General features: G+C 53.6%; 21 protein-coding genes. 9 read left to right on the top strand and 12 right to left on the bottom strand.

Translation table 11 applies throughout. The features are described 5' to 3' along the window. Together WW58_RS03970 and WW58_RS03965 are read left to right on the top strand one after the other, a co-directional pair. Nucleotides 1–1,020 carry a LicD family protein gene (locus WW58_RS03970; protein WP_046435584.1) on the top strand — a complete coding sequence of 340 codons (1,020 nt, stop codon included), beginning with the start codon at nucleotides 1–3 and terminating at the stop codon, nucleotides 1,018–1,020. Between the two features lie 86 nt (nucleotides 1,021–1,106). Continuing rightward, nucleotides 1,107–3,143, top strand: coding sequence for an alpha amylase C-terminal domain-containing protein (locus WW58_RS03965; protein ID WP_046435583.1), 2,037 nt, complete (start codon nucleotides 1,107–1,109; stop codon nucleotides 3,141–3,143). A gap of 126 nt (nucleotides 3,144–3,269) precedes the next feature. Here the strand turns inward: WW58_RS03965 and WW58_RS03960 are convergent, their stop codons facing one another. From WW58_RS03960 to hprK, 7 genes are all read right to left on the bottom strand, one after another. After that, nucleotides 3,270–3,650: a PEGA domain-containing protein gene (locus WW58_RS03960; protein WP_128153533.1), complete on the bottom strand. Its 381-nt coding sequence runs from the start codon at nucleotides 3,648–3,650 to the stop codon at nucleotides 3,270–3,272. A gap of 14 nt (nucleotides 3,651–3,664) precedes the next feature. Beyond that, the gene (locus tag WW58_RS03955; protein WP_046435579.1) at nucleotides 3,665–4,084 is read right to left on the bottom strand and encodes a SufE family protein; all 420 of its coding nucleotides are present in this window, start codon (nucleotides 4,082–4,084) and stop codon (nucleotides 3,665–3,667) included. Nucleotides 4,085–4,117: 33 nt separating this feature from the next. Beyond that, nucleotides 4,118–5,035, bottom strand: coding sequence for an ornithine carbamoyltransferase (argF, locus tag WW58_RS03950; protein ID WP_046435577.1), 918 nt, complete (start codon nucleotides 5,033–5,035; stop codon nucleotides 4,118–4,120). Between the two features lie 103 nt (nucleotides 5,036–5,138). Further along, a complete protein-coding gene (locus WW58_RS03945; protein ID WP_215833448.1) occupies nucleotides 5,139–6,827 on the bottom strand; it encodes a sulfatase in 1,689 nt (562 codons plus the stop codon). Between the two features lie 129 nt (nucleotides 6,828–6,956). Continuing rightward, entirely contained in the window at nucleotides 6,957–8,735 is a 1,779-nt protein-coding gene (gene ptsP / locus WW58_RS03940) for a phosphoenolpyruvate--protein phosphotransferase (protein WP_046435575.1), read from the bottom strand. A gap of 46 nt (nucleotides 8,736–8,781) precedes the next feature. Beyond that, nucleotides 8,782–9,048: an HPr family phosphocarrier protein gene (locus WW58_RS03935; protein ID WP_022197994.1), complete on the bottom strand. Its 267-nt coding sequence runs from the start codon at nucleotides 9,046–9,048 to the stop codon at nucleotides 8,782–8,784. An 84-nt stretch (nucleotides 9,049–9,132) separates the two neighbouring features. Continuing rightward, on the bottom strand, nucleotides 9,133–10,095 hold the full coding sequence (gene hprK / locus WW58_RS03930) for an HPr(Ser) kinase/phosphatase (protein ID WP_012420790.1): 963 nt from the start codon (nucleotides 10,093–10,095) through the stop codon (nucleotides 9,133–9,135). A 98-nt stretch (nucleotides 10,096–10,193) separates the two neighbouring features. Here hprK and WW58_RS03925 point away from each other — a divergent pair, with 98 nt between their 5' ends. From WW58_RS03925 to WW58_RS03915, 3 genes are read left to right on the top strand one after another with little or no spacing between them, the layout of a single operon-like run. Further along, nucleotides 10,194–11,591 carry a dipeptidase gene (locus WW58_RS03925; RefSeq protein ID WP_084042710.1) on the top strand — a complete coding sequence of 466 codons (1,398 nt, stop codon included), beginning with the start codon at nucleotides 10,194–10,196 and terminating at the stop codon, nucleotides 11,589–11,591. Between the two features lie 8 nt (nucleotides 11,592–11,599). Next, nucleotides 11,600–12,478: an ABC transporter ATP-binding protein gene (locus WW58_RS03920; RefSeq protein ID WP_046435813.1), complete on the top strand. Its 879-nt coding sequence runs from the start codon at nucleotides 11,600–11,602 to the stop codon at nucleotides 12,476–12,478. Then, nucleotides 12,445–13,035 (top strand): 5-formyltetrahydrofolate cyclo-ligase, encoded by a 591-nt coding sequence (locus tag WW58_RS03915; protein ID WP_102739492.1) that lies wholly within the window; start codon nucleotides 12,445–12,447, stop codon nucleotides 13,033–13,035. Before WW58_RS03920 ends, WW58_RS03915 begins: the two co-directional genes overlap by 34 nt. 24 nt (nucleotides 13,036–13,059) lie before the next feature. Here the strand turns inward: WW58_RS03915 and WW58_RS03910 are convergent, their stop codons facing one another. The 5 genes from WW58_RS03910 to WW58_RS03890 all read right to left on the bottom strand — a co-directional run bounded on the left by WW58_RS03910 (nucleotide 13,060) and on the right by WW58_RS03890 (nucleotide 18,577). Beyond that, nucleotides 13,060–14,727 carry a GTPase family protein gene (locus WW58_RS03910; protein ID WP_102734576.1) on the bottom strand — a complete coding sequence of 556 codons (1,668 nt, stop codon included), beginning with the start codon at nucleotides 14,725–14,727 and terminating at the stop codon, nucleotides 13,060–13,062. Nucleotides 14,728–14,813: 86 nt separating this feature from the next. Then, nucleotides 14,814–15,509: a YggS family pyridoxal phosphate-dependent enzyme gene (locus WW58_RS03905; protein WP_046435571.1), complete on the bottom strand. Its 696-nt coding sequence runs from the start codon at nucleotides 15,507–15,509 to the stop codon at nucleotides 14,814–14,816. A gap of 10 nt (nucleotides 15,510–15,519) precedes the next feature. Further along, a complete protein-coding gene (locus WW58_RS03900; protein WP_157738278.1) occupies nucleotides 15,520–16,077 on the bottom strand; it encodes a YqgE/AlgH family protein in 558 nt (185 codons plus the stop codon). 114 nt (nucleotides 16,078–16,191) lie between these two features. Beyond that, nucleotides 16,192–17,049, bottom strand: a complete 858-nt coding sequence (locus tag WW58_RS12915; RefSeq protein WP_102758601.1) for a L,D-transpeptidase — start codon at nucleotides 17,047–17,049, stop codon at nucleotides 16,192–16,194. Between the two features lie 10 nt (nucleotides 17,050–17,059). Beyond that, the gene (locus tag WW58_RS03890; protein ID WP_046435568.1) at nucleotides 17,060–18,577 is read right to left on the bottom strand and encodes a cellulose synthase family protein; all 1,518 of its coding nucleotides are present in this window, start codon (nucleotides 18,575–18,577) and stop codon (nucleotides 17,060–17,062) included. Between the two features lie 134 nt (nucleotides 18,578–18,711). On the opposite strand from WW58_RS03890, the gene WW58_RS03885 reads away from it, so the two are divergent. From WW58_RS03885 to WW58_RS03870, 4 genes are all read left to right on the top strand, one after another. Beyond that, the gene (locus tag WW58_RS03885) at nucleotides 18,712–19,602 is read left to right on the top strand and encodes a hypothetical protein (RefSeq protein ID WP_128157630.1); all 891 of its coding nucleotides are present in this window, start codon (nucleotides 18,712–18,714) and stop codon (nucleotides 19,600–19,602) included. A 24-nt stretch (nucleotides 19,603–19,626) separates the two neighbouring features. Next, nucleotides 19,627–20,004, top strand: coding sequence for an ApaG domain-containing protein (locus WW58_RS03880; RefSeq protein ID WP_161994053.1), 378 nt, complete (start codon nucleotides 19,627–19,629; stop codon nucleotides 20,002–20,004). A 588-nt stretch (nucleotides 20,005–20,592) separates the two neighbouring features. After that, nucleotides 20,593–23,601 (top strand): AAA family ATPase, encoded by a 3,009-nt coding sequence (locus WW58_RS03875; RefSeq protein ID WP_202976311.1) that lies wholly within the window; start codon nucleotides 20,593–20,595, stop codon nucleotides 23,599–23,601. Between the two features lies 1 nt (nucleotide 23,602). After that, nucleotides 23,603–24,901: an McrC family protein gene (locus WW58_RS03870; protein ID WP_046435562.1), complete on the top strand. Its 1,299-nt coding sequence runs from the start codon at nucleotides 23,603–23,605 to the stop codon at nucleotides 24,899–24,901. The last annotated feature ends 346 nt before the right edge of the window (nucleotides 24,902–25,247 follow it).

The following is a 25,247-nucleotide window of genomic DNA, read 5'->3' as shown; positions in this document are numbered from 1 at the left end:
ATGATGAAGCTGCCATCATTCATTACCGCCGGAAGAACCGGGAAATTAGTAAGGGGAAAGCATTGGTGGGTGACGGAAGTCCGGTGCTGCGGCCTGAACGTGCTTTCTTCCTGCACGGACAGGAAGAAGCGTTTCGTCCGTCTTTTCGGCATTCCGTGCGGGCGGTTCAAGGTGGGCCGGGAAAGTGAATTTTCCCAGTTGGGCAAACTGGTTAAAGCTACCGTCCGGGCCGAGGAAATGCCCCAGGCATCCGGAGTGCTGAGGATTGTGCAGCAGGCCATGACCTGTTTTTTGAATGAGGTGGCCGGCATTCTTGAAGAGGGCGGTTATCAGTACTGGCTGGATTTCGGGACCCTGCTGGGCGCGGTGCGGCACCGGGGCTTTATCCCTTGGGATGACGACCTGGATATTTCCATGCTGCGTGAAGATTATGAGAGGTTGAGGGAGAACGCCGCCGGGCTTTTCGGTTCGCGCGGTTTCTCCGTCAGTATGGATCCGTTCATCCAGATCGGGTTGCCGGGCACGTTGTGCAATGTGGACATTTTCCCGTATGACACGGCCCCTGCCGCGTGGTCTCCGGATGCCCCTGAGGAAGGGGAGTGGCTGCTGCGCGGTTACAAGGCATCCGGAATGCTTGATTATGAGGTGGATTCCTCCTGCCGCTACCGGACGCGGTGTTCTTATGAGGAAAAGATGGCGATCCGGGACCGTGTGGTGATGGGAGGACGGCGGCCGGCGGATGGAGGAAACATTTTCCTGGGTTTTGAGATTCCTTTTGCCGGCCCGTGCCGCCATTCCTTCCGCCATGAATGGCTGTTTCCGCTTTCCCGCGTCCGGTTTGAGGGAAGGGAGTTCCCTGCCCCGCGGTTGCCTGAAATGGTGTTGTACGGCCAGTACGGGGACTGGGGAGCTCTGCCGGATTCTCCCCCTGTGCATTTTGATTTGAACCATATTTCCAAGGAGGTTCTGGCCAGGATGATGTACATGCGTGATACGGGGCGCCTTCCCGAACGAGGGTAAAGGGGCGCGCCTGTTTTCCTTCCCCTCCGGGAGCAGCCCTTCTTTCTTCCTTGACCCTTCTGATTGAGGCGGGGTATCATCGGATAATGAGAAGACCCCCGATACCCGGCTTGGTGATGGCGGACGGATGGCTCCAGCCGTATTCCCGCCAGATAAGCGACCGCCAGCGTCTGTTTGACCTGAAAATGAAGAGGATCAACCAGCGCGCCGGTTCTCTGGAGGAATACGCGCGTGGCTACCGCTATTACGGTTTCAACAGGGACGCGGAGACGGGGGCGTGGACGTACCGGGAATGGGCTCCCGCCGCCCGCAGGGTGTTCCTGATTGGAGATTTTAACGGCTGGAACCGGGAGAGCCACCCGCTGGAGCGGAATGAGCGCGGCGTGTGGGAGATTACGCTGCCGCCTGATGCGCTGGCTCACGGGCAGAAGGTGAAGGTGCACGTGGTCGGTGCGGACGGCACGGGCAGAGATCGCATTCCCGCGTGGATTACCAGGACCGTCCAGGATCCGACCACCTATGATTTTGCCGGGGAGATCTGGATGCCGGAGCGCCCCTATGAATGGCGGAATAACGGTTTTGATCCTTCCCGGGTGGAAGTTCCGTTCGTGTATGAAGCGCATGTAGGCATGGGCGGGGAAGAAGGGCGCGTGCATACGTACCGCGAGTTTGCGGACGAGGTTCTTCCCCGGATCTCCAGGCTGGGTTACAATACCGTCCAGCTGATGGCGGTCCAGGAGCACCCCTATTACGGTTCCTTCGGCTACCACGTTTCTTCCTTTTTCGCCCCTTCCTCCCGTTTCGGCGAGCCGGAGGATCTGAAGTACCTGATAGACCAGGCGCACGGCCTGGGCATCGCCGTGCTGCTGGACGTGGTGCATTCCCACGCCGTGAAGAACGAGGCGGAAGGGCTGAACAATTTTGACGGTTCCGGAGGCATGTATTTCCTGCCCGGGGAGCGCGGCCGCCATCCGGACTGGGATTCCTGTTGTTTTGATTATGGCCGGGACGAGGTGATTGAGTTCCTCCTGTCCAATGTCCGCTGGTGGCTGGAAGAGTTCCGTTTTGACGGCTTCCGTTTTGACGGCGTGACGTCCATGCTGTATTTCCACCGCGGGCATGAGCCGTTCGGGGATTTGGGTGCCTACTTCGGCTCTTCCGTGGATCTGGATGCCGTGGCTTATCTGCAGCTGGCCACTACGCTGATTCAGCGGGTAAAGCCGGGCGCCATAGCGATTGCGGAGGACATGTCCGGCATGCCGGGGTTGTGCCGCCCGGTGGACGAAGGGGGGATTGGATTTTCCCACCGTCTGGCCATGGGCATTCCCGATTACTGGATTAAGCTGCTCAAGGAGAAAAAGGATGAGGAATGGAGCATGGGAAACATGTGGTACACGCTGACCAACAGGCGCTACGGAGAGCCGCATGTGGCCTATTGCGAGAGCCATGACCAGGCCCTGGTGGGGGACAAAACTCTGGCGTTCCGCCTGATGGATGCGGAAATGTACTGGAAAATGGCCGTGGACCAGCAGAGCCTCATTATTGACCGCGGCATGGCTCTGCACAAGATGATCCGCCTGGTGACGCTGGCTACCGGAGGGGAAGGCTGGCTGAATTTCATGGGCAACGAATTCGGGCATCCGGAATGGATTGATTTTCCGCGCGAAGGCAACGGCTGGTCTTACGAATACTGCCGCCGCCAGTGGTCCCTGGTGGACAATCCTTCCCTCAGGTTCAAGTTCCTGAATGCTTTTGATCAGGCGATGGTCCGCCTGGCGCAGGAAGCCCGGCTGCTGAATAATCCGCCGCCTTTCCCGCTTAATATTGACGAGACCAACCATGTCATGGCATTCCACCGCGGCGGTCTGGTATTTGTGTTCAACTGGTCCGGAGACAGGGCTATCATGGATTACATGCTGCCTGTTCCCCAGAAGGGGGAATGGCGGGTCGTGCTGGATACGGACAACGCCCGTTTCGGCGGTTTCGGGAGGCAGGATGTTTCCATGCCGCATTTTACGGATGGGGACGGGAACCTTTCCCTGTACCTGCTGCCGCGTACGGCCCTGGTCCTGAAAAGGGTAGGTTCCGCCGTCATGGCCCGCCGCCTGGGGCGGGAGGATTAGCGTGCGGCCTCAAAAAAACTGGCGGGTTTATTGGATCCGTCCATGAAAGAGGCGTGCGGTACGGGCCTGCGTACCGGGCGCGGGATGAATAGGCGCTTTCCCTGCCGGAACGTGTCCGGCAGGCTGTTACCACTGCGCGGGAAGTTCCCGCAAGGGGGGCGCTCCTGAATCCGCCTTTTTCAGGCGGATGGTCAGGATGTCCGTTTTGAAGTCCTTGGACTTCTCGTTATTGCGGCCCCACAAAATGGCTCCTTGCGTGGTCATTTCCGGATAAAACGTTTTTTCCGTGGAAAGGAAGCCCGGTTTATCCGCCGCAACGTGCACGGGCTTGTGCCTGTTCAGGGAGAGCGTGACGGGGGCCTGGCCGGCGTAGTCTCCGTTCACGCGCAGGCTGGCTCCGGAAGGAATGCTGCGGATGGTGATGTCCCGGGAAGGGCTGCTGCATGAGAGGCTTGCGCCGCAGAATGCGGAGAGCAGGAGAAGATGCGGGAAAAGGCCGTGAGTCATTGCTCTGGAAAAAATCAATGGTGTTCCGCCATTTTTATGGCGGCCTGCTTGATCTGGGCCGCCATGGAGTTGAGGGCGTTCGCCCTGGTGGGCGCCAGGTGGTCTTTCAGGCCGGTTTTGTCCAGCTTGGACATGTCCGCCTTCAGGATTTCTTCCGGAGGCAGGCCGGAAAGCAGCCGGATGAAGACGGCAATGAGGCCCTTGGTGATGAGGGAATCGCTGTCTGCGTACAATTTCAGTACGTCATTGTCCGGTTCCGTGTGCAGCCATACGCGGGATTGGCATCCCTTGATGAGGGAGTCCTCCGTTTTGTAGGCTTCATCCAGCCTGGGCAATTTTTTACCCAGGCTGATGATGTATTCGTAGCGTTCCGTCCAGTCCTGGAACAAATCCAGTTCATCCAGCAGGTCTTGCAGGCGTTCTTCGTAGTTCATGGCTCGGAGATTTGGTAGGGTGAGCCGGGCGGGTTATCCCCGGCGGGCGTCCGCAAGCGTGGCGAGCACGGCTTTCTGGGCATGCACCCTGTTTTCCGCCTCCCGGAAGATAACGGGAGCAAAATGTTCCAGCACGTCTTCCGTGATTTCCTTGCCGCGGTAGGCGGGCAGGCAGTGGAAAACGGAATGGCCGGCGGCGGCGTGTTCCAGCAGCTCCCTGTTCACCTGGTAGGGATAGAAGTGTTTTTCCTTGGACAGCCCTTCCGATTCCTGGCCCATGGAAAGCCAGACGTCCGTGTTGATGACGGAAGCGCCCTTAACGGCTTCCACTGGGTCCGTGGTAAAGATGACGTTTTCGCAGTCCAGATGCCTGCGGAAGTCTTCCAGGGGAAGGTAATTGGTGGGGGCGCCGATGGCGAGCGTAAAGCCCAGCCTCTTGGCCGCCCACATCCAGGAGCGGGACATGTTGTTGTCCCCATCCCCCACGAAGGCGATTTTCATATCCTTCCAGGAGCCGGGGCCGTAGATTTCCTCAATGGTAAGCAGGTCCGCCAGGATCTGGCAGGGGTGCTCCTCGTCCGTCAGGGCATTGATGGTGGGAATGCCGGAAAAACTGGCGAATTCCTCCACCTCCTGCTGTCCGTACGTACGGATGGCGGCGCCGTGAATCATACGTCCCAGCACGCGGGCCGTATCCTTGATGGGCTCTCCGCGCCCAAGCTGGATGTCATGGACGGAAAGGAACATGGGGCGGCCCCCCAGTTCGCTGATGCCCACTTCAAAGGAAACGCGGGTGCGGGTGGAGGATTTGGAAAAGATGAGCGCCCAGGTCTGCCCCTTCAGGGGGAGGCGTTCGTGATGGCCGCGTTCCGCCTTAAGCCGGTGGCCCAGGGCGAGCAGGCCCCGGATTTCGTCTCCGGTAAGCTGTTCGATGGAAAGGAGGTTGTTCATGGTTTTTGAAAGGGAATTAAAAACGGGAAAGCCGTACCATACTCCCTGTTTTCTTAAAAGAAAAGGGAATAATGCGGCTTTCCAGGCAGGGGTGGAGATGTCTTTACAGCCTGGCCGCCGCCTGGTCCGGCCACGGTACGGGAGCGCCTTCACGGGCTCCGGCGGGATTATGCTTCCTGTAGGTGGGCATTTGGGCCTTGCGCTCCTTGAGCAGGGCGGTCATGGTCCTGGCCATGGCCTTAACGCGTTCCGGATGCCGTTCCGCCAGGTTATGCTCCTCGCTGATGTCCTCCTTGAGGTTGAAGAGTTCGAACTTCTGGTCAGGGTGCCAGTAGATAAGCTTCCAGTCCCCCTGGCGCATGGCCGTGCTGGGGGAATAAAGGGAGTTGTTTCCGTTTCCTTCCCCCCATACGTTGGGCGTGTGGAAGAGCAGGGGGCGGTTGGGGTCCATGCTGCCGCCTTTCAGCAGGGCAACAAAACTTTTTCCGTCCACAACCTGGGGCGCCTGGATTTTTTCCGCTCCCGCTATTTCCAGGATGGTGGGGAAAAAGTCTTCAATGATGACGGGAGTGGCGCAGACGCTTTCCGCCTTCGTGACTCCGGGCCAGCAGACGATCATCGGTTCCCGGATGCCGCCTTCCCGGTTGGAACCCTTGCCGAAGCTCAGCGGGTAATTGGATTCCTTGTTGCCCATGCGCCCGCTGATGGCGAGGCCCCCGTTGTCCGCCATGAAGATGATGACGGTATTTTTATCCAGATTGTTTTTTTTCAGATATTCCCGGATGTCGCCCAGGCTCTTGTCCATCCCCTGGATCAGGGCGGAGTAGCGTTTTTCGTTGTCGGACCATTTGTGGCCGTCATTGGGGTTGGAATACTCTTCCGCAAACCTTTTGTCATAGCCGCGCATGTCGAAAGGGGCATGGATGGCGTAATGGGACATGTACAGATAGAAAGGCTTGTCCGCCTCCCTGGGGTTTTTCCGGATGGCGTCCAGGCGTTTCAGCGCCTCCTGCGTCAGGGCTTCCGTCAGGAATGTGTCGTTTTCATAATAATTATTTTCATCCAGTCCGCGCACATGGAAATTTCCCGTGCCGTATTTCCGGGAACCCCGGTAGTCCGCCGGGCCGCCTATTTCCGTGCCGGCGATATTGTAGTCAAAGCCGAAGAGCCTGGGATTGGCTCCGGGCGTATTTTTGGAGCCGAAATGGGCTTTTCCGCAGTGGATGGTGGTATAACCCTGTTTTTTGAGCAGGGCGGGCAGCCCAAGCACCTGGGTGAAGGGTTTTTCCATCCTGTACTGGATTTTTTCTTCCGTCAGGGGAAGATGGGTGGTTCCGGATGCCCTGGTTCCTGTCGGCTGGATGCCGTTGACGCTCCAGTCTGAGGGAGCCTTGAGCGCTTGATGGCCTGCGTCCGTGGTTTGGTCACGCAGGAGCGTCCAGTTCGTGACGCGGTGGCGGGCGGAGTTCATGCCGGACATGAGGCTGCACCGGCTGGGGGAACAGATAGGCTGCGCGTAGGCATTCGTGAATACCATGCCCTGTTTGCCCAGAGCCTCCATGTTGGGCGTGCGGTAGCGCTTGTTCAGGAAAGTAGGTTTGGGAGTGCCGTCCTCTTCCCGCCAAAAGGGCAGGGATGTATCCTGCCAGCCCATGTCGTCCACCAGAAAGAGGATGATGTTGGGGCGTTTCGGTTCTGCCGCGCGGGATGATTTTACGGAAGCTGCGGAAGCGGAGCAGGCGCTTCCCAGCAGGAACGGGATGAGAAAGGCTGCGATGCGGGAAATGTTCATTACTAAAAATGACCAGTACTTATAATAACGCATGAGACGGACGTTTCTGTCAAGGATTCGTATTCCCGCGGCAGTTTGTTCGGGAACGTCCTGTTTTTCCGGTGCGGCGTGTACCGGGATGGAAGAGCCTTATTCAAACAGGGCCGGATAGGATTTCCGGGCCAGGGCCGTGCTCAAGTCCACGATAGCCCTGCTGTTGGGGGCCTGGAGCGCCTTTTGGGCCATGTCCCGGCACTGGCCGTAGTCCAGATTGCGGATGGCATACCGGATGATGGGGACAAGGTGGACGCCCACGGACATGGAGGTGGCCCCCAGGCCGATCAGCAGGGGAAGCAGGGTAATGTCCCCCGCCATTTCCCCACAGATGGCCGTGGGAATGTTTTCCCGTTCTCCGGCGGTGATCGTCATATCCATGATGCGTATCACGGCAGGATGCGTGGGGCGGAACATGTTGGCGACGCGGTTGTTGACCCGGTCCACGGCAATAGTGTACTGGGTGAGGTCATTCGTGCCTATGGAGAAGAAATCCACCTCGCGCGCCAGCACGTCCGTCATGATGGCGGCGCTGGGCACTTCAATCATGATGCCCACTTTCAAGTCCCGCGCATAGGGGATGTTCTTCCTTTCCAGTTCTTCCCGGCATTCCTGGAGGATGTGCTTGGCTGTGACCACTTCCGTATAGCCGGAGACCATGGGGAACATGATGCCGCAGCCGGGCGTGTCCGCGCAGGCACGTAGAATGGCCCGAAGCTGCTGCTTGAACAGCTCCGGGCGGCTGAGGGAGACACGGATGCCTCGCCAGCCAAGGAAGGGGTTCGGTTCCGGAGTGCGGAGCTGTTCGCACGGCAGCTTGTCGCCGCCGGAGTCCAGGGTGCGGAAGATGACGCCGTGGGGGGAGCAACCTTCCGCCAGCTTTCTGTAGTAGCGCGTTTGTTCTTCTTCATCCGGCATGCCGGATGGGTTGCTCAGCAGAAAGAATTCCGTGCGGAACAGGCCTACCCCTTCCGCTCCTACCTCCTTGATGCCGGAATATTCATGGGGGAACTCCACGTTGACGGACAGGCGGATGTTGCGTCCGTCCCTGGTGATGGTGGGCAGGTCGCGCAGCGCTTCCAGCGCCTTGTAGGCCTTTTCCTTTTCCACTTGGAGGCGGTGGTAGTATTCCTCCGTTTCTTTCGTGGGTTTCAGGATGAGCACGCCCTTGTAGCCGTCCAGAATGGCGGGTGAGTGGCTTTCCACTCTCAGAAGGGCCTGGTCAAGCCCCACGACGGCGGGGATGCCCATGGAGCGGGCGAGAATGGCTGTGTGGGAAACGGAAGAGCCTATTTCCGTGGCAAAGCCGTGAATCAGGCTGGCATCCATGGCTGCCGTGTCGGAAGGAGTCAGGTCGTAAGCCACCAGAACCTGGTCTTTTTCCGTTTCTTCCTCGTCTTCAGGAGGTTCTGTGCTGCGGAGGTTGTTGATGACCCGCTGCATGACATCCTCCATATCCGCCGTTTTAGCGCGCAGGTAGGGGTCGTCCACACGGCGCAGAACTTCCATGTAGTTCTGCATGACCACATAAAAGATGTGCTCCACGTTCTGGAGGCGCTTGAGCAGTTCCGTCTGAACCTGCTGGAGGATAATTTTGTCCTGAAGGAGAAGGATGTGGGCGTCGAAGATGGAGGCATCTTTCTCTCCGGATATCTGGATCATGCGTTCCCGCAGCGTCCTGATCTGGTCCGCAGTGGTTTGCAGCGCCCGGTGGAAGCGCACCAGCTCAGAATCCACTTCTTCCGGGGAAATATCGTACGCTACGGGTTCCTTGGAACCGCTGATTTGAATTTTAATTTTGCCCAGGGCAATGCCGGGGGAAACGGGAATGCCCTGAAGCCAGGTTTCTTCCGTTGAAATGGGTTCCTGAATCATCTGCGGGCTTAATGGCCCGGTCTCATATGGCCGTGAGCCGGAGTGTTCAATCTTCTTCAAACTTGCGGGAAATCAGGTCTTCCAGCGCATTCAGCGCTTCCTGTTCGTCCTTCCCTTCCGCCGTGATGGTGATCTTGGAGCCGTGGCCTACCGCCAGCATCATCAAACCCAGAATGCTCTTGCCGTCAACTTCCTCGCCATCCTTCTCCACGACAATGTCTGCATCAAATTTGCTGGCCAGTTTGACGAATTGAGCAGCCGGGCGTGCGTGAATGCCGAGTTTATTGATGATGGTGAGTTCCTTGGTGACCATGGAATTTGAAGTAAGGGGTGATAACGGTTGCTACAACGGTAAGTACACTAATTAAAGTTTTTTTCCAAGAGTTTTTTGTCAGTCCTAGTTTTCGGAGGATTGGAAGTTTGACATGAGGCGGCGGTTGAACTCCCCGGCCATGTCGATGCCCATGTCCTTAAGATGATAGTCCATGGCGGCTACTTCCACCAGCCTGGCAATATCCCTGCCGGGAGCCACGGAAAGCTGAACATGGAGCACTTTTTCCCCCAGGACGTCCAGCCCCTCCCTCTCCAGACCAAGTCTGTCCAGCTCTTCCTGGTCCTTGGCGGGAATGAGGGTGACGATGAGATCCAGACGCTTGTTGTGGCGGATGGATTTCAGGCCGAAAAGGGTGGTGATGTTGACGATGCCCAGGCCGCGCACTTCCATAAAGCCGCGGCTCATTTCCGGGGCGCTGGCCACCAGTTCTCCGCCCACGTTGCGTACATACACCATGTCGTCCGCTACGAGGGCCGCGCCGCGTTCAATCAGGCCCAGGGCCGTTTCACTCTTCCCCACGCCGCTCTTGCCGCGGATGAGGACGCCCACTCCGCGCACGTCCACCATGCAGCCGTGCAGGGTGACGCTTTCCGCGAATTCGTTTTCCAGAATGATGGTGGCGGAGTTGACGAATTTCATGGTCACCAGGCTCGTGCGGAAGACGCAGACGCCGGCTTCATCCGCCAGCTCCACGATTTCCCGGGGGGGAATTTTGTCACGGGAGAAGACGATGCCCGGCACCTCGCACCGGAACATGCGCTGAATGCGAGATTTGCGCATGCCTTCCGGCAGTTTTTGAAGATAGGCCAGCTCCGCGGAGCCGAAAACCTGGATACGTTTGTTGGCAAAGTAGGAGTAGAAGCCGGCGATCGCCAGCCCGGGGCGGTTGAGGGCGGGTTCGCAGATGTGGCGGCTGAGGCCGGCGGGGCTGTTGATAAGTTCCAGTTGAAGGGCTTCCTTGTACTTGCCGTAAAATTTGGACAGAGTGACGAAATCCACTTTCTTCACTTTGGATTTGCTGAACATAATCCTATATAAAGGAACAAAACACACGCGAGAGCAATCAAATATTGTTCCCGGCGCCATGTGCGGGCTCCATTTTTTGAAAAAAGGCCCGTTCCGGCATGGAATGCCACACTTTACCGGTTGATTTGAAGCCCCAGGCATGGTCTGATGAAGGCATGAACAGACTGGATCAATTAGCCACCTTGTTGAGATTTCCAAGCATTTCCGCACAGAAGGAACACGCCCGGGACGTGAGTGATTGCGCGGACTGGCTGGTAGATAAATTGTCCGGCATGGGATTGGAAGCAAAGGCCTGTAAAACGCCTCTCCATCCCATTGTGCTGGCCCGCAGCCCGCGGGAGGAAGGGAAACCCACCGTGTTGATTTACGGCCATTACGACGTGCAGCCCGTAGATCCTGTGGAATTATGGGAATCCGACCCGTTTGAACCGGAAGTGAGGGACGGGAAGATTTACGCCCGCGGCGCTACGGACAACAAGGGGCAGCTGTTCGCCCATATTCTGGGCGTGGAGGAATTGCTCCGCCAGAACGGAGGCCACCTTCCCGTAAATGTGATTTTCCTTCTGGAAGGGGAGGAAGAAGTGGGCAGCGGCAGTCTTTCCCAGTTTATCAAGGAGCACAGGGAAGAGCTGGCCTGCGACGTTATTGTAGTTTCCGATACCGGCATGGCCGCTCCGGACACCCCTACGTTTTCCTACGGGCTGCGCGGCCTGGCCGGGGCGGAAATTATCGTCAAAGGCCCTTCCGCGGATCTTCATTCTGGCGTGTTCGGAGGAGCGGTGGCCAATCCCATCGCCGCTCTTGCGGAAATAATCGCCTCCTTCCATGATGAAGAGGGGCGTGTGGCCGTGAGAGGGTTTTACGACGGCGTGGAACCTATCGCCACATGGGAACGCAGTATGTGGGCCACGGTGCCCGGCATGAGCAATGAGGAACTGGCTCAGCTGACGGGCGTGGAAACCGTGGTGACGGAGGCCGGTTTCACCGGAGCGGAATGTATTTTTGCCCGCCCGACGCTGGAAATCAACGGTATCGGAGGAGGTTACCAGGGTGAGGGAAGCAAGACGATTATCCCCAGCCATGCCTTTGCCAAAATTTCATGCCGCCTGGTGCCGGGACAGCAGCCTGAAAGGATTGAAACCCTGCTGGAAGAACATGTAAAGAAACATTCCCCCAAGGGCGTCACGGTGGAATTCAGGCGGGGCCATGGCGGGAATGCTTACGTGTGCGATCCGAATTCCGAGTTCGGTCTTGCCGCCCAGCAGGCGCTGGAAGAGGCTTTTGGCCACAAACCCGTGCTGGTAAGGGAAGGAGGCAGCATCCCGATCATTGAGGAAATGAAGCGCGTGCTGGGAGCGGATGCCCTGATGCTGGGCATGTGCCTTCCGGATGCCCGCATCCATTCCCCCAATGAAAACTTTCCCGTGGATTTGTTCTCCAAGGGCATTGACATGAGCCAGATTCTTCTGCGCCGCCTGGGGCAGATCAAGCATTGACCTTTTTTATGGACCAGCCTGTAGCCGCTGAAATAGTCAACCTGCACAAGACCTTTAAAACAGGTCTTGGCAAACCCGTGGTGCATGCCGTGCGGGGGATAGACATGAATATCCGGCAAGGGGAGGTATATGGCCTCATTGGCCCGAACGGCTCCGGCAAGTCCACCCTGATGAAGGCCCTGCTGGGGCTGGTGAGGCCTACGGAAGGTTCCTGTTCCATTTTCGGCAGGTCCAGCCTGGCTCCGGACAGCAAGGAGGAAGTGGGCTTTCTTCCGGAAAACCCCTACTTTTACAAATTCCTGACGGGGGCGGAAACTGTTTCCTTTTACGGCAGACTGTGCGGCCTGAGCGGAAAATCCCTGAAAGCGAAAGTCAGGGAGCTGCTGGAGCTGGTGGGATTGGCTGATGCGGCGGACAGGCGGCTGGGCGGCTATTCCAAGGGGATGCTCCAGCGCATCGGCATGGCGCAGGCCCTGGTTCAGTCCCCCCGCCTGCTGGTTCTGGACGAACCGACCGCCGGTGTGGATCCTCTGGGGTCGAGGGATATCCGGAACATTATCGAAAACCTGAAAGGGCGGGGGATGACCGTATTCCTGTGTTCCCACCTGCTGGAACAGGTGCAGGAGGTTTGCGACCGGGTGGGCGTCATTTTTAAAGGGCTGCTCATTGCGGAAGGGTCTGTGAATGAGCTGACGCGGGATTCCGACAAGCAGGAAATACTTCTGGAACATGCTTCCCCGGAATTGATGGAACGGCTGAAGGAGATGGTGAAGGAAGACGGCCGTGCCGTTTGGCTGGAGGATGGGCATCCGCGCAACTCCCTGGAAAGCGTATTTCTAAAAAGTTTGTTGGAATGGAAGGAAAAGCATCCCAATCCGGAATCGTAAGCGGTCCGGCGGCTGCCAAACGGGAAGTGCGCCGCATGATACGTGAAAGGGTGGGCGGATTGGATGCCGCCGCCCGGGAGGCCATGTCCCGTTCCATCTGCCGCCGTGTGTCGTCTCTGGTGCGGGAGAAGAATTTCCGGCGCGTGGCTGTTTTTGCCGCCAGGCCGGGAGAGGTGGATTTGCTTTCCCTGCTGGATTTGCTTCCGGACCGGGAATGGTACTTCCCGCTGGTGCATGAGGGGAGAAGGCTGAGTTTTCACCGTGTATGCCATCACGGGGAATTGGTGGCGGGCAGCTGGGGCATACGCGAACCCGGTCCGGGATGCCCGGAACTGCATGCGGGGGAAATGGATTTGATAGTGCTGCCTGGGGCCGCATTTACCAGGGACGGCAAGCGGCTGGGGTATGGCGGCGGATTTTATGATACGCTGCTGGCCGGCCCGGCTGCTGGGGTGCCGCTGGCGGGAGTCTGCTTCCCCTGCCAGCTTCTGGACGACCTGCCCATGGAAGCCCATGACAGGCATGTGGACATGGTGATTGCGCCAGAAGGGGAGTGACCTCTCCGGAGAAAGGGAAAGAGGCTAGATACGGAACCGGTGTTTCTGCACGGTCAGTTTATAAAACAGGTCGTAGCGGGCGTTGAGCAGGGGCTGGAGGTATTCCACCCCTCCGGCTACCTGGCCGCGGATGTCCGCATACAGTTTTCGGTAGTCGGAAAGTCCGCTGATCATGGCTTCATACAGGGGGGTGCGCAACCCGCATTCCACGGCAATGTGCATTTCCGCCGCTGCGGCCACGATCTGGCGGGACAGGCGGAACTGCATCCAGGCCAGCCCCAGGTTGCCGCCCACCCAGACGGCCAGGGCCGCGCCTACGCAGGCGAACCCTGCTGCGTGCTCTCCGAAACAGCCCAGCAGGGCTCCCAGAATCACCAGAAGGAGCATCAGCTTGATTTCCGTCCTCATCACATCCTCCTGGTCCAGAAACAGCTTGCTGAGGCACGGCTTGATGCCGAAGTCCTTCAGGGGCATGTAAATGGAACGCCCCAGCCTCTCTTTGTACACTTCCAGATCCGTCTGGAGCTTTGCGGCCGGAAAGTCCCCTATGTCGCAGTCCCACTGTTCCTTCACGCGTGGGCGCACATGGTTCCAGTGCGTCTGGCAGATGTTCAGGAATTCCTTGTTGTAATACGCGTGCCGTTCCTCAATGCCGGATTTGACCAGCTCATAAAACCATTCGTCAATGACGGGAGGAAGCTTGTGCAGGATCATCGTGCGCCGGATGGATAGGAAACGCCCCATCTGGCGTGCCGACTTTTTCCCCAGACGCGGCACGCAGTCCTGCACGTATTGCGCGTATGCCTTGAGGCGTGCCGGCATTTCATCCTCCATCTGGAGCTGGATGCGGTCGATTTCCCGGTCAATGGACGTCAGGAAGCCGGAATCCATCTTGGAAAGGCGGCTCAGTTCATCAAGCACCTTCCCCTGTTCTTCCAGAAGGCTGTCCGTAGCCAGCAGAAGGCGTTCCACGCGCTTGTCCGTCAGCGGGCTGCGTTTCAGCACTTCCTGAACGCACGCCGTCAGGGCTTCCACTCCTTCTCCTGCATGCTCTCCGGCGGTCGTGACAGGGTACAGGGGCAGCTGCACGCCCAGGCGTTCCCGGGAGGTGGAGCGAAGCTCCTCTTTCAAGGATTGAAGCCTCTCAAAAGAGAGCAGCTCCGCATGGGTGATGACGAGAACCATGCGGGAATGGAGACGTTCCTCCAGCGTCTGGAGATAGTCCCACAGGACGGAATGGTTGCCGTCACTGGCGGAAATAACCACAAGGATGGCATCCGATTTGGGAACGATGTGCTTCAGCTTTCTGGGGGCATCCTCCTGTTCCAGGCCGATGGTATCCCAGAACTCCAGGTTGAGCAGGGCGTCCGACGGGTAAAAAAGGTCCAGAACCCATTCATGGGTGTGTGGGGCGGGATGAGGCCTGTACTGCCAGCGGACCAGTGTGGCTTCACTGGACACGCGGGAACAGAACCGTTCCCCGGCCAGGGCGTCCAGCGTAGAGGATTTGCCGGACCCTGTCATGCCGATGACGGTGACATTCTGCGGAGAGCAGCATTCGGCCAGGGCTTCCTCCACCTTTTCCTGGGAATCGAAATGACGGTCGGGACCAATCCGGGCGGAAAACGCCGCGGCGGCATCCGCTACGTCCCGCACCGCATGCGGAATCACGTTTTTTCCTCCTGTCAGCATGGGGTGATGAAATCAGGTCTCCGTCCGGGCTGTTCCGGTTTTCCGGAACAAACCTACACGCCGCTTTTCCTTCTGTCCAACTAAAATCACGAAGCGGGAGCGTACGAGCGGCCGCCGAAAATGGCCGTCCCTACGCGGACGAGCGTGGCTCCTTCCTCTATTGCCGTTTCAAAGTCGTGGCTCATGCCCATGGACAGTTCCGTCAGCGTGGCTCCCCCGCTGCCGGACAGGACTCCCTTCAGCTCCCGGAGACGGCGGAAATAGGGCCGCGCCTCCTCCGGATTTTCCACCGGGGGGGGAATGCACATAAGGCCGGCGATTTCAAGATGGTTCAGGGAGGACAGCTCCGGCCATTCCTTTTCCAGGGTTTCCGGGAAGAATCCGAACTTGCTGTCTTCATTGCCTACGTTCACTTCCAGCAAAATGCGGGGCCGTTTTCCCGTTTCCTGAGCCACGGTATCCATGAACCGGGCCAGGCGCAGGGAGTCCACGGCATGGATCAGCGTGAAATATTCCAGGGCCTTGCGCACCTTGTTGCGCTGGAGGGGGCCAATGAGATGCCATTCCGTATCCGGAGGAAGGGAAGGGATTTTTGCCAGTCCCTCCTGGACCTTGTTTTCACCGAAAATGCGCTGGCCCGCATCATGGCACGCTTTCACATCCTCTGCGGGAAAAGTTTTGCTGACGGCGACGAGGCGGACGGAACCCGCCGGACGTCCGGCGCGGAGTTCCGCTGCGCGTATGCGGGAGAGAATATGTTCCAGATTTTGTTGGATGCTCATGATGGATGGTTCAGTTCAGGGATGGCTGTGCGGACGCGTGGCTCATGATATGGTGCAGGGGAGAGAGCCGCCGCATGGCCATGGCCCAGACCTTGGAAGAATCCGTTTCCAGGCAGATGTCCGGCACCATGGGGGAAACATACCAGGCACGGTCATTCAGTTCCCGGCGCAGCTGGGGCGGCGTCCACCCGCTATGGCCTACGTAGGCGCGCAGGATGGCGCGGGGATCTTCCAGGTATTCCAGGGCCTGTTCCTCTTGCAGATGAAACTGGACGCGCAATTTATCCTCCGTGCGGATGAAAGCGGCGAAGATGAGCTGGTTGCGTTCTACGGGCCCTCCCTTGAAGATGGGCACGGCGTAAAGGGATTCCGGTATTTCCGTATGGCGGGCTACGTCCCCCACATTCATGCCGGACGGATGATTCAAAATATGGCCGATGACAAATTCCTTCTCCGCCCGGCTCAGGAAGATGACGGAATGATGGAATCCGGCGCCATCCAGGTAGGGGGCGGCGACCAGAAGGTGCCCCGCCAGGTTTTCATTGCTGATATCTTCGTGTTCCATCATGGCCATAAATCTACGTTACCAAATGTGACGGATGCAGGCAACCATGCGTTCAAACGGCCATGTCAGGAGGCGGCGAAAACGGAACACCGGAAAAACAGGAGGGAAGAGGAGCTTTTACCCGAGTGTATAGCGGGTCCCTCCGGAGGAACGGACGGCGGTTCTGGAATTTCCGGACGTCCTGCGGGCGACCGCCCTCCTGGCGGGAACGGATTTCTTCCCGGTTGAGGCCGTTTGCTTGCGGGAAAGGGCAACGGCGGGGGGGCGGGAAGCCCTGCGGCGGTGGGAAATGACGGAGGCCGTATTGGCGTTCTCCATGCGGTCTGGAGCGGAAGCCATGACCAGCAGGGAAGAATCCTGCATTTTTTCCGCCTGGGCCAGGGCTTTCAGGGAGGCGTCAATGGAACAGCGTTCGATTACGACCGGGTCTCCGGTACGGAGCAGGTTGAAGGCCTCATATACGTCATTGCTCTTCATCCGGACGCAGCCGTAGGAGGCGGGGGTGCCGATGGTGCGTTCCTCCGCCGTACCGTGGATATAAATCAGGCGCGAGTGAGCGTTCCGGTTACGGGGTTCCAGACCTTCCAGCCACATGATGCGCGTGACGATGGGGTCCCGGCCCGGAGAATTGGGCGCGACGCATTCCCCGGTGGGCTTGCGGCTTTTAAACACCATGCCCTTGGGCTGTCCGCTGCCGATTTTGGAAGCGATGCGATGGGCGCCCAGCGGAGTGCGGCAGCTTCCCTTTCTGTCTCCCAGGCCGAATTTGGAAGTGCTGACAGGGTAGGTTTTCACCACCCGGCCATTGCGCATGACGGCCATTTTCTGGTCCCTGACGCTGACGACCGCGCCGTCTTTCACGATGGCGGTGGGCTCATAATCCGGACGGGAACAGGATGCCAGGACTCCGAACACAGCGAAAGCTGCGCCGGCGAGTTGAATCAGGCGTGCTGCTTGCGAGAGAGGCGCAGGCATGGGAAAGGCGTCAGTTCTTGGCTTTGGCAGTTTGCTTGGCGGGCAACAGGTTGGAAATCATGCGGCCCAGGGAACAGAATCCTGTGTAATAGAAACCCAGGAAAGGAATCATCAGGATGGGGGAAAGGTAATGGCCCTGGCGGATCATGATGATGATCAGGTTCAGGAAGAAAGTTCCGCAGGCGATTTCCAGAACAGGAATGACGACGGATTTAATAGCCCGGTACCCGTTGCGTTTGAGCTGGGAGACGTGCCGGCGGTCTTCCTTCCGGTCCACGCCGTATTTGGGCGTGCGGACGAAGGCGGACTGATGGCCGAAGATGGCTTCCAGAACAGCCTTGGCGTTGTTGACCGCCATGCCCACGCTCAGTGTGAGAAGGAGGGGGAGGTACGGCAGTTCCTTCCACCAGGATTTGGGACGCACCACGATTTGGGCACTCATGTAAAAGATGCAGACGGCCACGCTGGTCATGAAAAACAGGGCCACATTCACAAACCACATGAAGACCGTTTCATTTTCCGGAATGCGCTGCGTGCAGATGGGGTACACCAGGAAGCAGAGCAATGCCAGGAGCAGATAGGAATAATTACAGGTGAGGTGGGTGGTGGCTTCTACCTTGGCTTTAAGGGGGGCATTGGAGCGCCAGATGTCCAGCAGGATTTTCTGGCAGACCTGAATGGAACCCTTGGTCCACCGGTGCTGCTGGGACTTGAACCCGTCCATGTCCACGGGAAGTTCCGCCGGGGTAACGACGTCGTTCAGGTAGATGAAGCGCCAGCCCTTGAGCTGGACACGGTAGGAAAGGTCCATGTCTTCCGTCAGGGTGTCATGGGACCAGCCGCCCGCGTCGCCAATCACGCATTTGCGCCATATGCCGGCAGTGCCGTTGAAAGTGAAGAAGCGGCCGGAACGGTTGCGAGCCGTCTGTTCCATGGCAAAATGGCCATCCAGGTACATCCCCTGGATGCGGGTGAGGAGATTGTATTCACGGTTGATGTGGCCCCAGCGGGTTTGAACGAGGCCCACGTTTTCATCCGTGAAGAAATGGATGGTTTTTTGCAGGAGATCCGGTTCCGGAACGAAGTCAGCATCCAGAATCAGCAGGAATTCCCCCTTCGCTACTTTGGTAGCCGCTTCCAGCGCGCCTGCCTTGAAGCCAGTGCGGTCCGTGCGGTGGATGCAGACGGCGTCAAAGCCGCGGGACTTTAATTCCTCCACCTTGCGGTAGCATTGTTCCGTGGTGTCGTCTGTAGAATCGTCCAGAATCTGGATTTCCAGCTTATCCTGCGGATAATCCAGAGCGGCTACGGATTCCAGAAGGCGGTCCACGACGAACTTCTCATTGAACATGGGGAGCTGGACCGTCACGACGGGCAGTTCCTGGAAGCGTGCTTTGGGCTGGGGCTTGTTATTACGGTTCTTCCAGTACAGGTAAACGATGCTCAGGCGGTGGAAGCCATATCCTGCCAGGCCGACGAGGACCAGAAGATAGCACAAAAGCCAGATAAAATTGTAATTTAAAGACATGCAGGGGTTACAAAGGGGGTTGGTATCTTTTTGCGTCAGGGAAGGGGGATTTCCTTGACGTGACGCCCGTATAGGACACCATAGGGCGAGAGTCAAGACATATTCCGTTTTGCTTAACCTTTTTGAGTGTTGTTATGAAGAGATTGTATCTGCTGGCCGCAGCTGTATCCGTCACGGGGGGAATGGCGTTTTCCGCTCCACAAGAAGATGCCCCGGAGAAGGAGGCGGCAGTACTGGATGTGCAAACGCCGCCGTCCGGCAAGCAGGACCAGCCGGCCATTCCGGAACGCCTGCTGGACGACTCCCACATGAATGAGGAGCTGGGCATCAACGAATTTACCGCGCCGTCCATCCGCAAGATTTTTGAAGATTTGGAGGGGCTTCCTGAAATACCGGAAAAGGTGGCCCTGCGCGCACGCCCGGAGCGGCCTCCCATGGACCGCTGTTCCCTGGCTCTCCAGTTGGGCGGCATGATGGCGGACGGCTTCGTAATCGTGCAGTGCGGCAAGATGAACGAGGTGAAACCCATTGCCCTGGATCTTTCCAGCTATGCAAAGGCCATTGGAGCCGGAGAAAGGGTGAACCGCCACGCCGCCAGCCTGCTGAAAAATGCGGAAGACGGGGATTTGAGCAGTTTCAAAAACAACCTGGCCCTTATTCAATCCGATGTGGAACAGGAGCTTGCCTCCCTGCGGGATTCCGATATGGCGAACCTGATCGGCCTGGGGGGGTGGATACGCGCCCTGGATGCCGCTACCGCGGCTCTGGATAACAAATTTGCGGAGGACAAGGCGAAGGTCATCTTCCAGCCGGATGTCCCGGAATATTTTCACTATATTCTGGACGGGGTAGAGCCGGAAATGAAAGAACGCCGCGACATTGCCAAAATCATGAACCTTCTGACGATCTTGCAGGAGCAGATGACGCTGGCTCCGGACGCCAGGCCCGCCAAGGAGGGCGTGGAAGCCATCCGCAAAACGACGCTGGAGTTGATCAAGGCGGCTCTGGCCCCTGTGGAATCATAATTCCTCTCCGGAGGCATGCCGCATATGGTTCTTCCCCTTTTAACCAGTCTGGAAGTGCGTCTTACTCCGCGCGGCCTGTACCTGCGGGATGAAAAACTGAAACGGATGGTCCGGGATGATGGCCGCGTTCCCGTGCCTTACAACGTAAGCATTTTCAATACGGGGGACGGCGCCGTGCGTATCATCGGCAAAAAGTGGACCGTCCGTTCACATGGAGACGGAACGCAGATAATTGAAGGGGATGAACTGTTCGGTTCACGCCCCCTGTTGTGCCAAGGGCAGATTTTTGCGTTCAACGGCCTTCAGATGCTGCGGCTGCCGGCGCGCATCCAGCTGACCCTTCTTGTCCGGGACGAGGCGGGAATCCTCTATCATACGGATCCCGTCAGCCTTAAATGGTGAAATAAAGAGCTTCTCAAATCCTACGGGGTCTCATAAGCAAGTAATTTGAAAAATTACAATTATTTCATTTATCATACAGGATCGAATAACAAGAGAATAGCATTATATGATATTTGAAGCTGGATATCAGTTGTTTTGGCAGATTTAATAAGCCATATATCATAAAAAAGTAAAAAGAAGAATTGATTTATATAGTAAAATACGTCCCTTTCTTTTATTACGATTCTTATCGCAAACTATTAATTACTGCAATGTATCTTGACATCAGGACATTTTTGGAGATTGAAAACATTACTTCAGTGATTTTGCTTTATGATTCCACCCTATGGAATTATTAGCAGGAGTATGGCGGGTGAGTATGAGAGATATCGCAGTTTAGATAGGCTAAAATGTCAAAAATGAGTAAAATTTCGAAATTGTTTGAATTTGTTATTTATTTTATTTTCATGAAAATTCTATGTTAAACACACCAAAACAACACTTATGATGAATTGTATTTTGGCGATACAGAGAGTAGTCAAATCTTGTGCGAGGAAGAACGAATCTGTAAAGTGAGGAGCATGAGATGGATTGGTCAGATATCGGAAGATGCAAATAAATCTGTTGACAAAAATAATTAAGAGCAGAAGATATATTGAAAAACCTGTAAAATACAATGCTAATCCAAATAGAGAAATAAAGATGTTCGAACGTAAAAATTTCATGGTATATGTGGGTGAAAAAAGTGGCGCTAGTTACGTCAGTGGGTTAAGCAAAATTGAAGAAATCTACAAGGTTAATGTCGATGCTGAATTTAGCAAAGATGAATGTTCTACACTTCTTGATCGAATAAAACATGATAAAAAGAGGACAGATTTGGAGCCAAAAGAGCGGAAGAAGAGAAGTGACTGGGCATCCCATTTGAAACGGTATATTGCATTCAGGACAGAAATTACCCGGATTGTTCCCTCTGTTCAAAATTGTTCTTCCAGCTTAGACTGTGATATAATTCATTTTATTATCGATAAATATAAGTCTGATTTTTTAACGATAGATAGTCGTGAACGCTACAAATGGAAAGCTATTGGCTGGTATAAACAACAATGGGACATAGATGCAGTTGATTTTTCAATGATGCTGGCATCTGCCTTTGAGAAAGCAGGCAATCTGCTTTCAGCGAATATGTATTGGCCTTATGATATGATGGTGGAATTTGCGGAAGCGAACCCCGAAGCTGTTCGGAAACTCTTTCGAATGCTTTACAATGAAAATATTCCACTTGCAGAGCGTTATGCAGCTTTTCGTGAAGGGTTTGAAGGCTATGCTAAGCCGTTGGGTAAAAAACATTATCAAGATCTTCATGCTATTTCAGTATATTTGTCGTTTGAATACCCTGAAAAGTATTTTATTTTTAAGATGAAAATATTCTCTATTTTCCGAAAACGTGTTGGATATGCAGTGGAAAAAACAAAACAGCAATCTTCCGTCTGGAAAGTAGAAATTTATACTCAGATGTGTCAACTGATTTTAGATGAAGTTCAAAAGGATTCGGAACTTATCCAAATGAGCAAAAATCGTTTGGATGATAGCTGCTATCAGGATGAAGCGTACCACTTGCTCACAATGGATATTGTTTTTTTTGGAGGGATGTATATGTCCGAATCTGATTTTAAGAACAATAGTCAGGAAACTGCTGCATTGAGTTACTGGCCTGCTTTGGACGAATACAATCCCGGAATTACCGCGGATATGTGGGCCTCAGTCTTAGATGATGATACTGTCACCTCTCCCAAAAATATGGATATGTTTCGAAAAATGCTGGAACTGGGCGGAGAAAGTACCTGCGCTCATTTAGCTGAAGTATACGGAAATACTTATGGATACTATAACAGGCTGGTAACCAGTTTCGGCGAAAAGGTGAAAAAGAAGTACAACTGTCCCGATTGTGTTGATCGAGAAGATGATAGAACTGAACGAAATCAAGTATGGGTGATTCCTTTTGTTGGTCGTTATGTCACCGAAAACGGAAACAAACGTTATTCTTGGAAATTGCGTGATGAATTGAAAGAGGCACTTATGAACATGGATATTACAGAGGTTTCTCTGGAGGAAAAAAACGTAACCGATGTTGGTTTGAACACTATCTTTTACGGTCCTCCTGGAACAGGCAAAACTTATCACACGGTTATTTACTCCGTTGCAATCATTGAAAATAAGAAATGGATTGAGATAGAGAAGGAAAATTACTCTGATGTGTTGGAGCGCTACAGTAGATATAAGGCAGAGGGAAGAATTGAATTCACGACTTTCCATCAATCTTATGGATATGAGGAATTTATCGAGGGTATTAAACCTATTCTTACTTCAGAAGATGGTATTGATGGGGAAACAGGCGATATTCAGTATAGTGTGCAGCCTGGGATATTTAAAAAATTCTGCGAGAAAGCACAGCATCCGAGTACATTAAAAACGAAAAACTTCTGTTTTAGAGAATCCCCGAATATCTGGAAAGTATCCTTATGGGGAACCGGGAATAACCCTGTCCGTTCGGAGTGCTTGAAAAATGGCCACATTCGTATTGGATGGGACGATTATGGGAAGGACATTACAGATGAAACCGATTTTGATGATGGTGGTAGAGTAGTTCTGAATGCCTTTATGAACCGTATGCAGATCGGTGATATTGTGTTTTCGTGTTACAGCTCTACTACGATTGATGCCATCGGCGTTGTCATGGGTGAATATGAATGGCATGATGAATACGATAACCTGAAACGGTTGCGAAAAGTGAACTGGATTGTGAAAGATATTCAGGAGAATATACTTTCCATTAATGGCGGAACTCCCATGACATTGGCTTCAGTTTATCGTCTGTCAAATGTGACGGTTAATGATGTATATCAGATTATTGAGAAATATTATTCTGTTCCACTTTCACCTGTAACCGATAGTCATGACAACAATTATGTTTTCATCATTGATGAAATCAATCGTGGTAACATTTCAAAGATTTTCGGTGAACTAATTACCTTGGTTGAACCGATAAAACGCTGGGGAAATTCGGAAGGTATGAAGGCTGTGCTGCCCTATTCTCAAAAGTCTTTTGGTGTACCGAAAAATGTATATATTATAGGTACCATGAATACGGCGGATCGTTCCATTTCAATCATTGATACAGCTTTGCGCCGCCGATTCTTCTTCAAGGAAATGTTACCGAATCCTGATGTCTTGGCAGATGTAAGTGTAAAAGGTCTGTCTGTCAGTAATTTGCTTACTCACATGAATAAACGGATTGCTGTTTTGTATGACAGGGAGCATACTATTGGTCATGCATATTTTATGCCGCTGAAAAAAAATCCGACGATTAAAAAACTGGCTGAAATTTTTACAAATAACATTATTCCTCTCCTGCAAGAATATTTCTATGAGGACTATGAAAAAATCCGGCTGATACTTGGCAACAAGTTTATTGCTGTTAATACTGTTAATTCGAATGACTTGTTTGGTCAAGAAGATGTCGATTTGGATGATGGGTGCAGCTATGAGATCAACTATGCTGCATTTGATGACATTGAATCCTATCGTTCCATTTTAAATGTAAAGGAAAACGAGGTATAGAGTGAACTCTTTTTATCAAATCAAAGAATATGATTCGTTTATTTCTGATAAAGAAATTGCTGGATATAAGACTTTGCCTGAGTCCATTTTCCATCAACTTGAGGATTTTATTCTGACTAATAGCAGCAAGGATACCGATGCACTGGAGTTGATGGGACTTTCTGCAAAAAAGGGTATTGGAAAGGTGATCACGGCAAAAAATTATGTCGGCATTATTACACTGAATGATGGGATAACCATTGAAATCTTGCCCAAAATTTACTCGGCAAGTGTGGACGACAATTTTGGTACCAGAACCAAACGGGTGTTGATCGATATGCTGAAAACGCTACGGGAAATACCATTTAAATCTTTAAAAAATTCTTTTGTGAATATTGAAAAAATGGATATTTTTGAAATATTTATTAGAATGTTTGTGAACGAGGTGTTCTTCATTGTCAAGCGTGGTCTCAAATGCAGTTATGAAGCAATCGCAGAGAACACTACATTTTTTAAGGGAAAGATACTGTTTTCAAAGCAGGTCAAGTTGAACCGTTTCCATAAAGAGCGCAACTATGTTGAATATGACGCATTTACAGCCAACCGTCCGGAAAATAAATTGTTGAAAGCAACATTGATTTATCTCTGCAAAAGGACTACATCTTCAAAAAATAGAAGTGATATAAAAAGTTTGCTGGGTGTATTTTCAAATGTGGAGGCTTCTGCTGACTACAAAGGCGATTTTGCTAAGTATATAAGTGATCGAAACATGAAGGATTACAATACTGCATTGATGTGGTGTCGGGTATTCCTGATGGGCAAGAGTTTTACTTCTTTTGCAGGATCGGAAATAGCACTTGCGCTGCTATTCCCAATGGAAACACTTTTTGAAAATTATGTCGCAGCTATACTGAAAAAGAAACTTTCCAGAAGTGACTTTACAGTTTCAGTTCAGGACAGAACTTATCATCTATTCAATGAGCCTAGTAAGAAATTTCTGATGAAACCGGATATTGTGGTTAGACGTAAATCTGACGGAGTTTCTTTTGTGTTGGATACCAAGTGGAAGATTCTTGATGCTGGAAAAGTGAATTACGGTATTGCTCAGGCTGATATGTACCAGATGTTTGCCTACCAGAAGAAATATGGAGCAGAATGCGTTATGCTGCTTTATCCTGAAATAGAGAAGAGACCTCTGGAAGATGATATCGAATTTAGATCAGATGATGATGTAATTGTTCGAGTTCAATTTATTGATTTGTTTAATGTAAAAAACAGTATTACAAAGATTATACAACAATTTGAGGTAATAACTGTTTAATCATTTGGCAACAAAGATGTGTTCTCTTTGCGCTGTTTTGCAGCTATCATTGTGAATTTGTCATCAGCGAACGGGTTTATTAATCATTCACTTCTGATTAAGTTTGAAAGATGAATAGCATGAAGAGAACGTTGTGTAGATAAAGGAATAGAGTAAATTTTATCCTTCACTCATTTTGCTCACGATGACCTTGTTGAGGAATGTTTTCCCAGAACCTTGTTATTTCTCTATTTTTACAGAAACGGGTGATCTTGCCGTTTTCATGCCGAGATATTATAAGTACCCAAAAGCATTCTCATGTGACTAAAACCTTATCTAGACGATGAAGTGTAGACAACTTTCTTGC

Origin of the sequence: Akkermansia sp. UNK.MGS-1 (assembly GCF_000980515.1) — a bacterium.
Taxonomy (GTDB): domain Bacteria; phylum Verrucomicrobiota; class Verrucomicrobiia; order Verrucomicrobiales; family Akkermansiaceae; genus Akkermansia; species Akkermansia muciniphila.
This window is presented reverse-complemented; position numbering and strand designations above follow the sequence as displayed.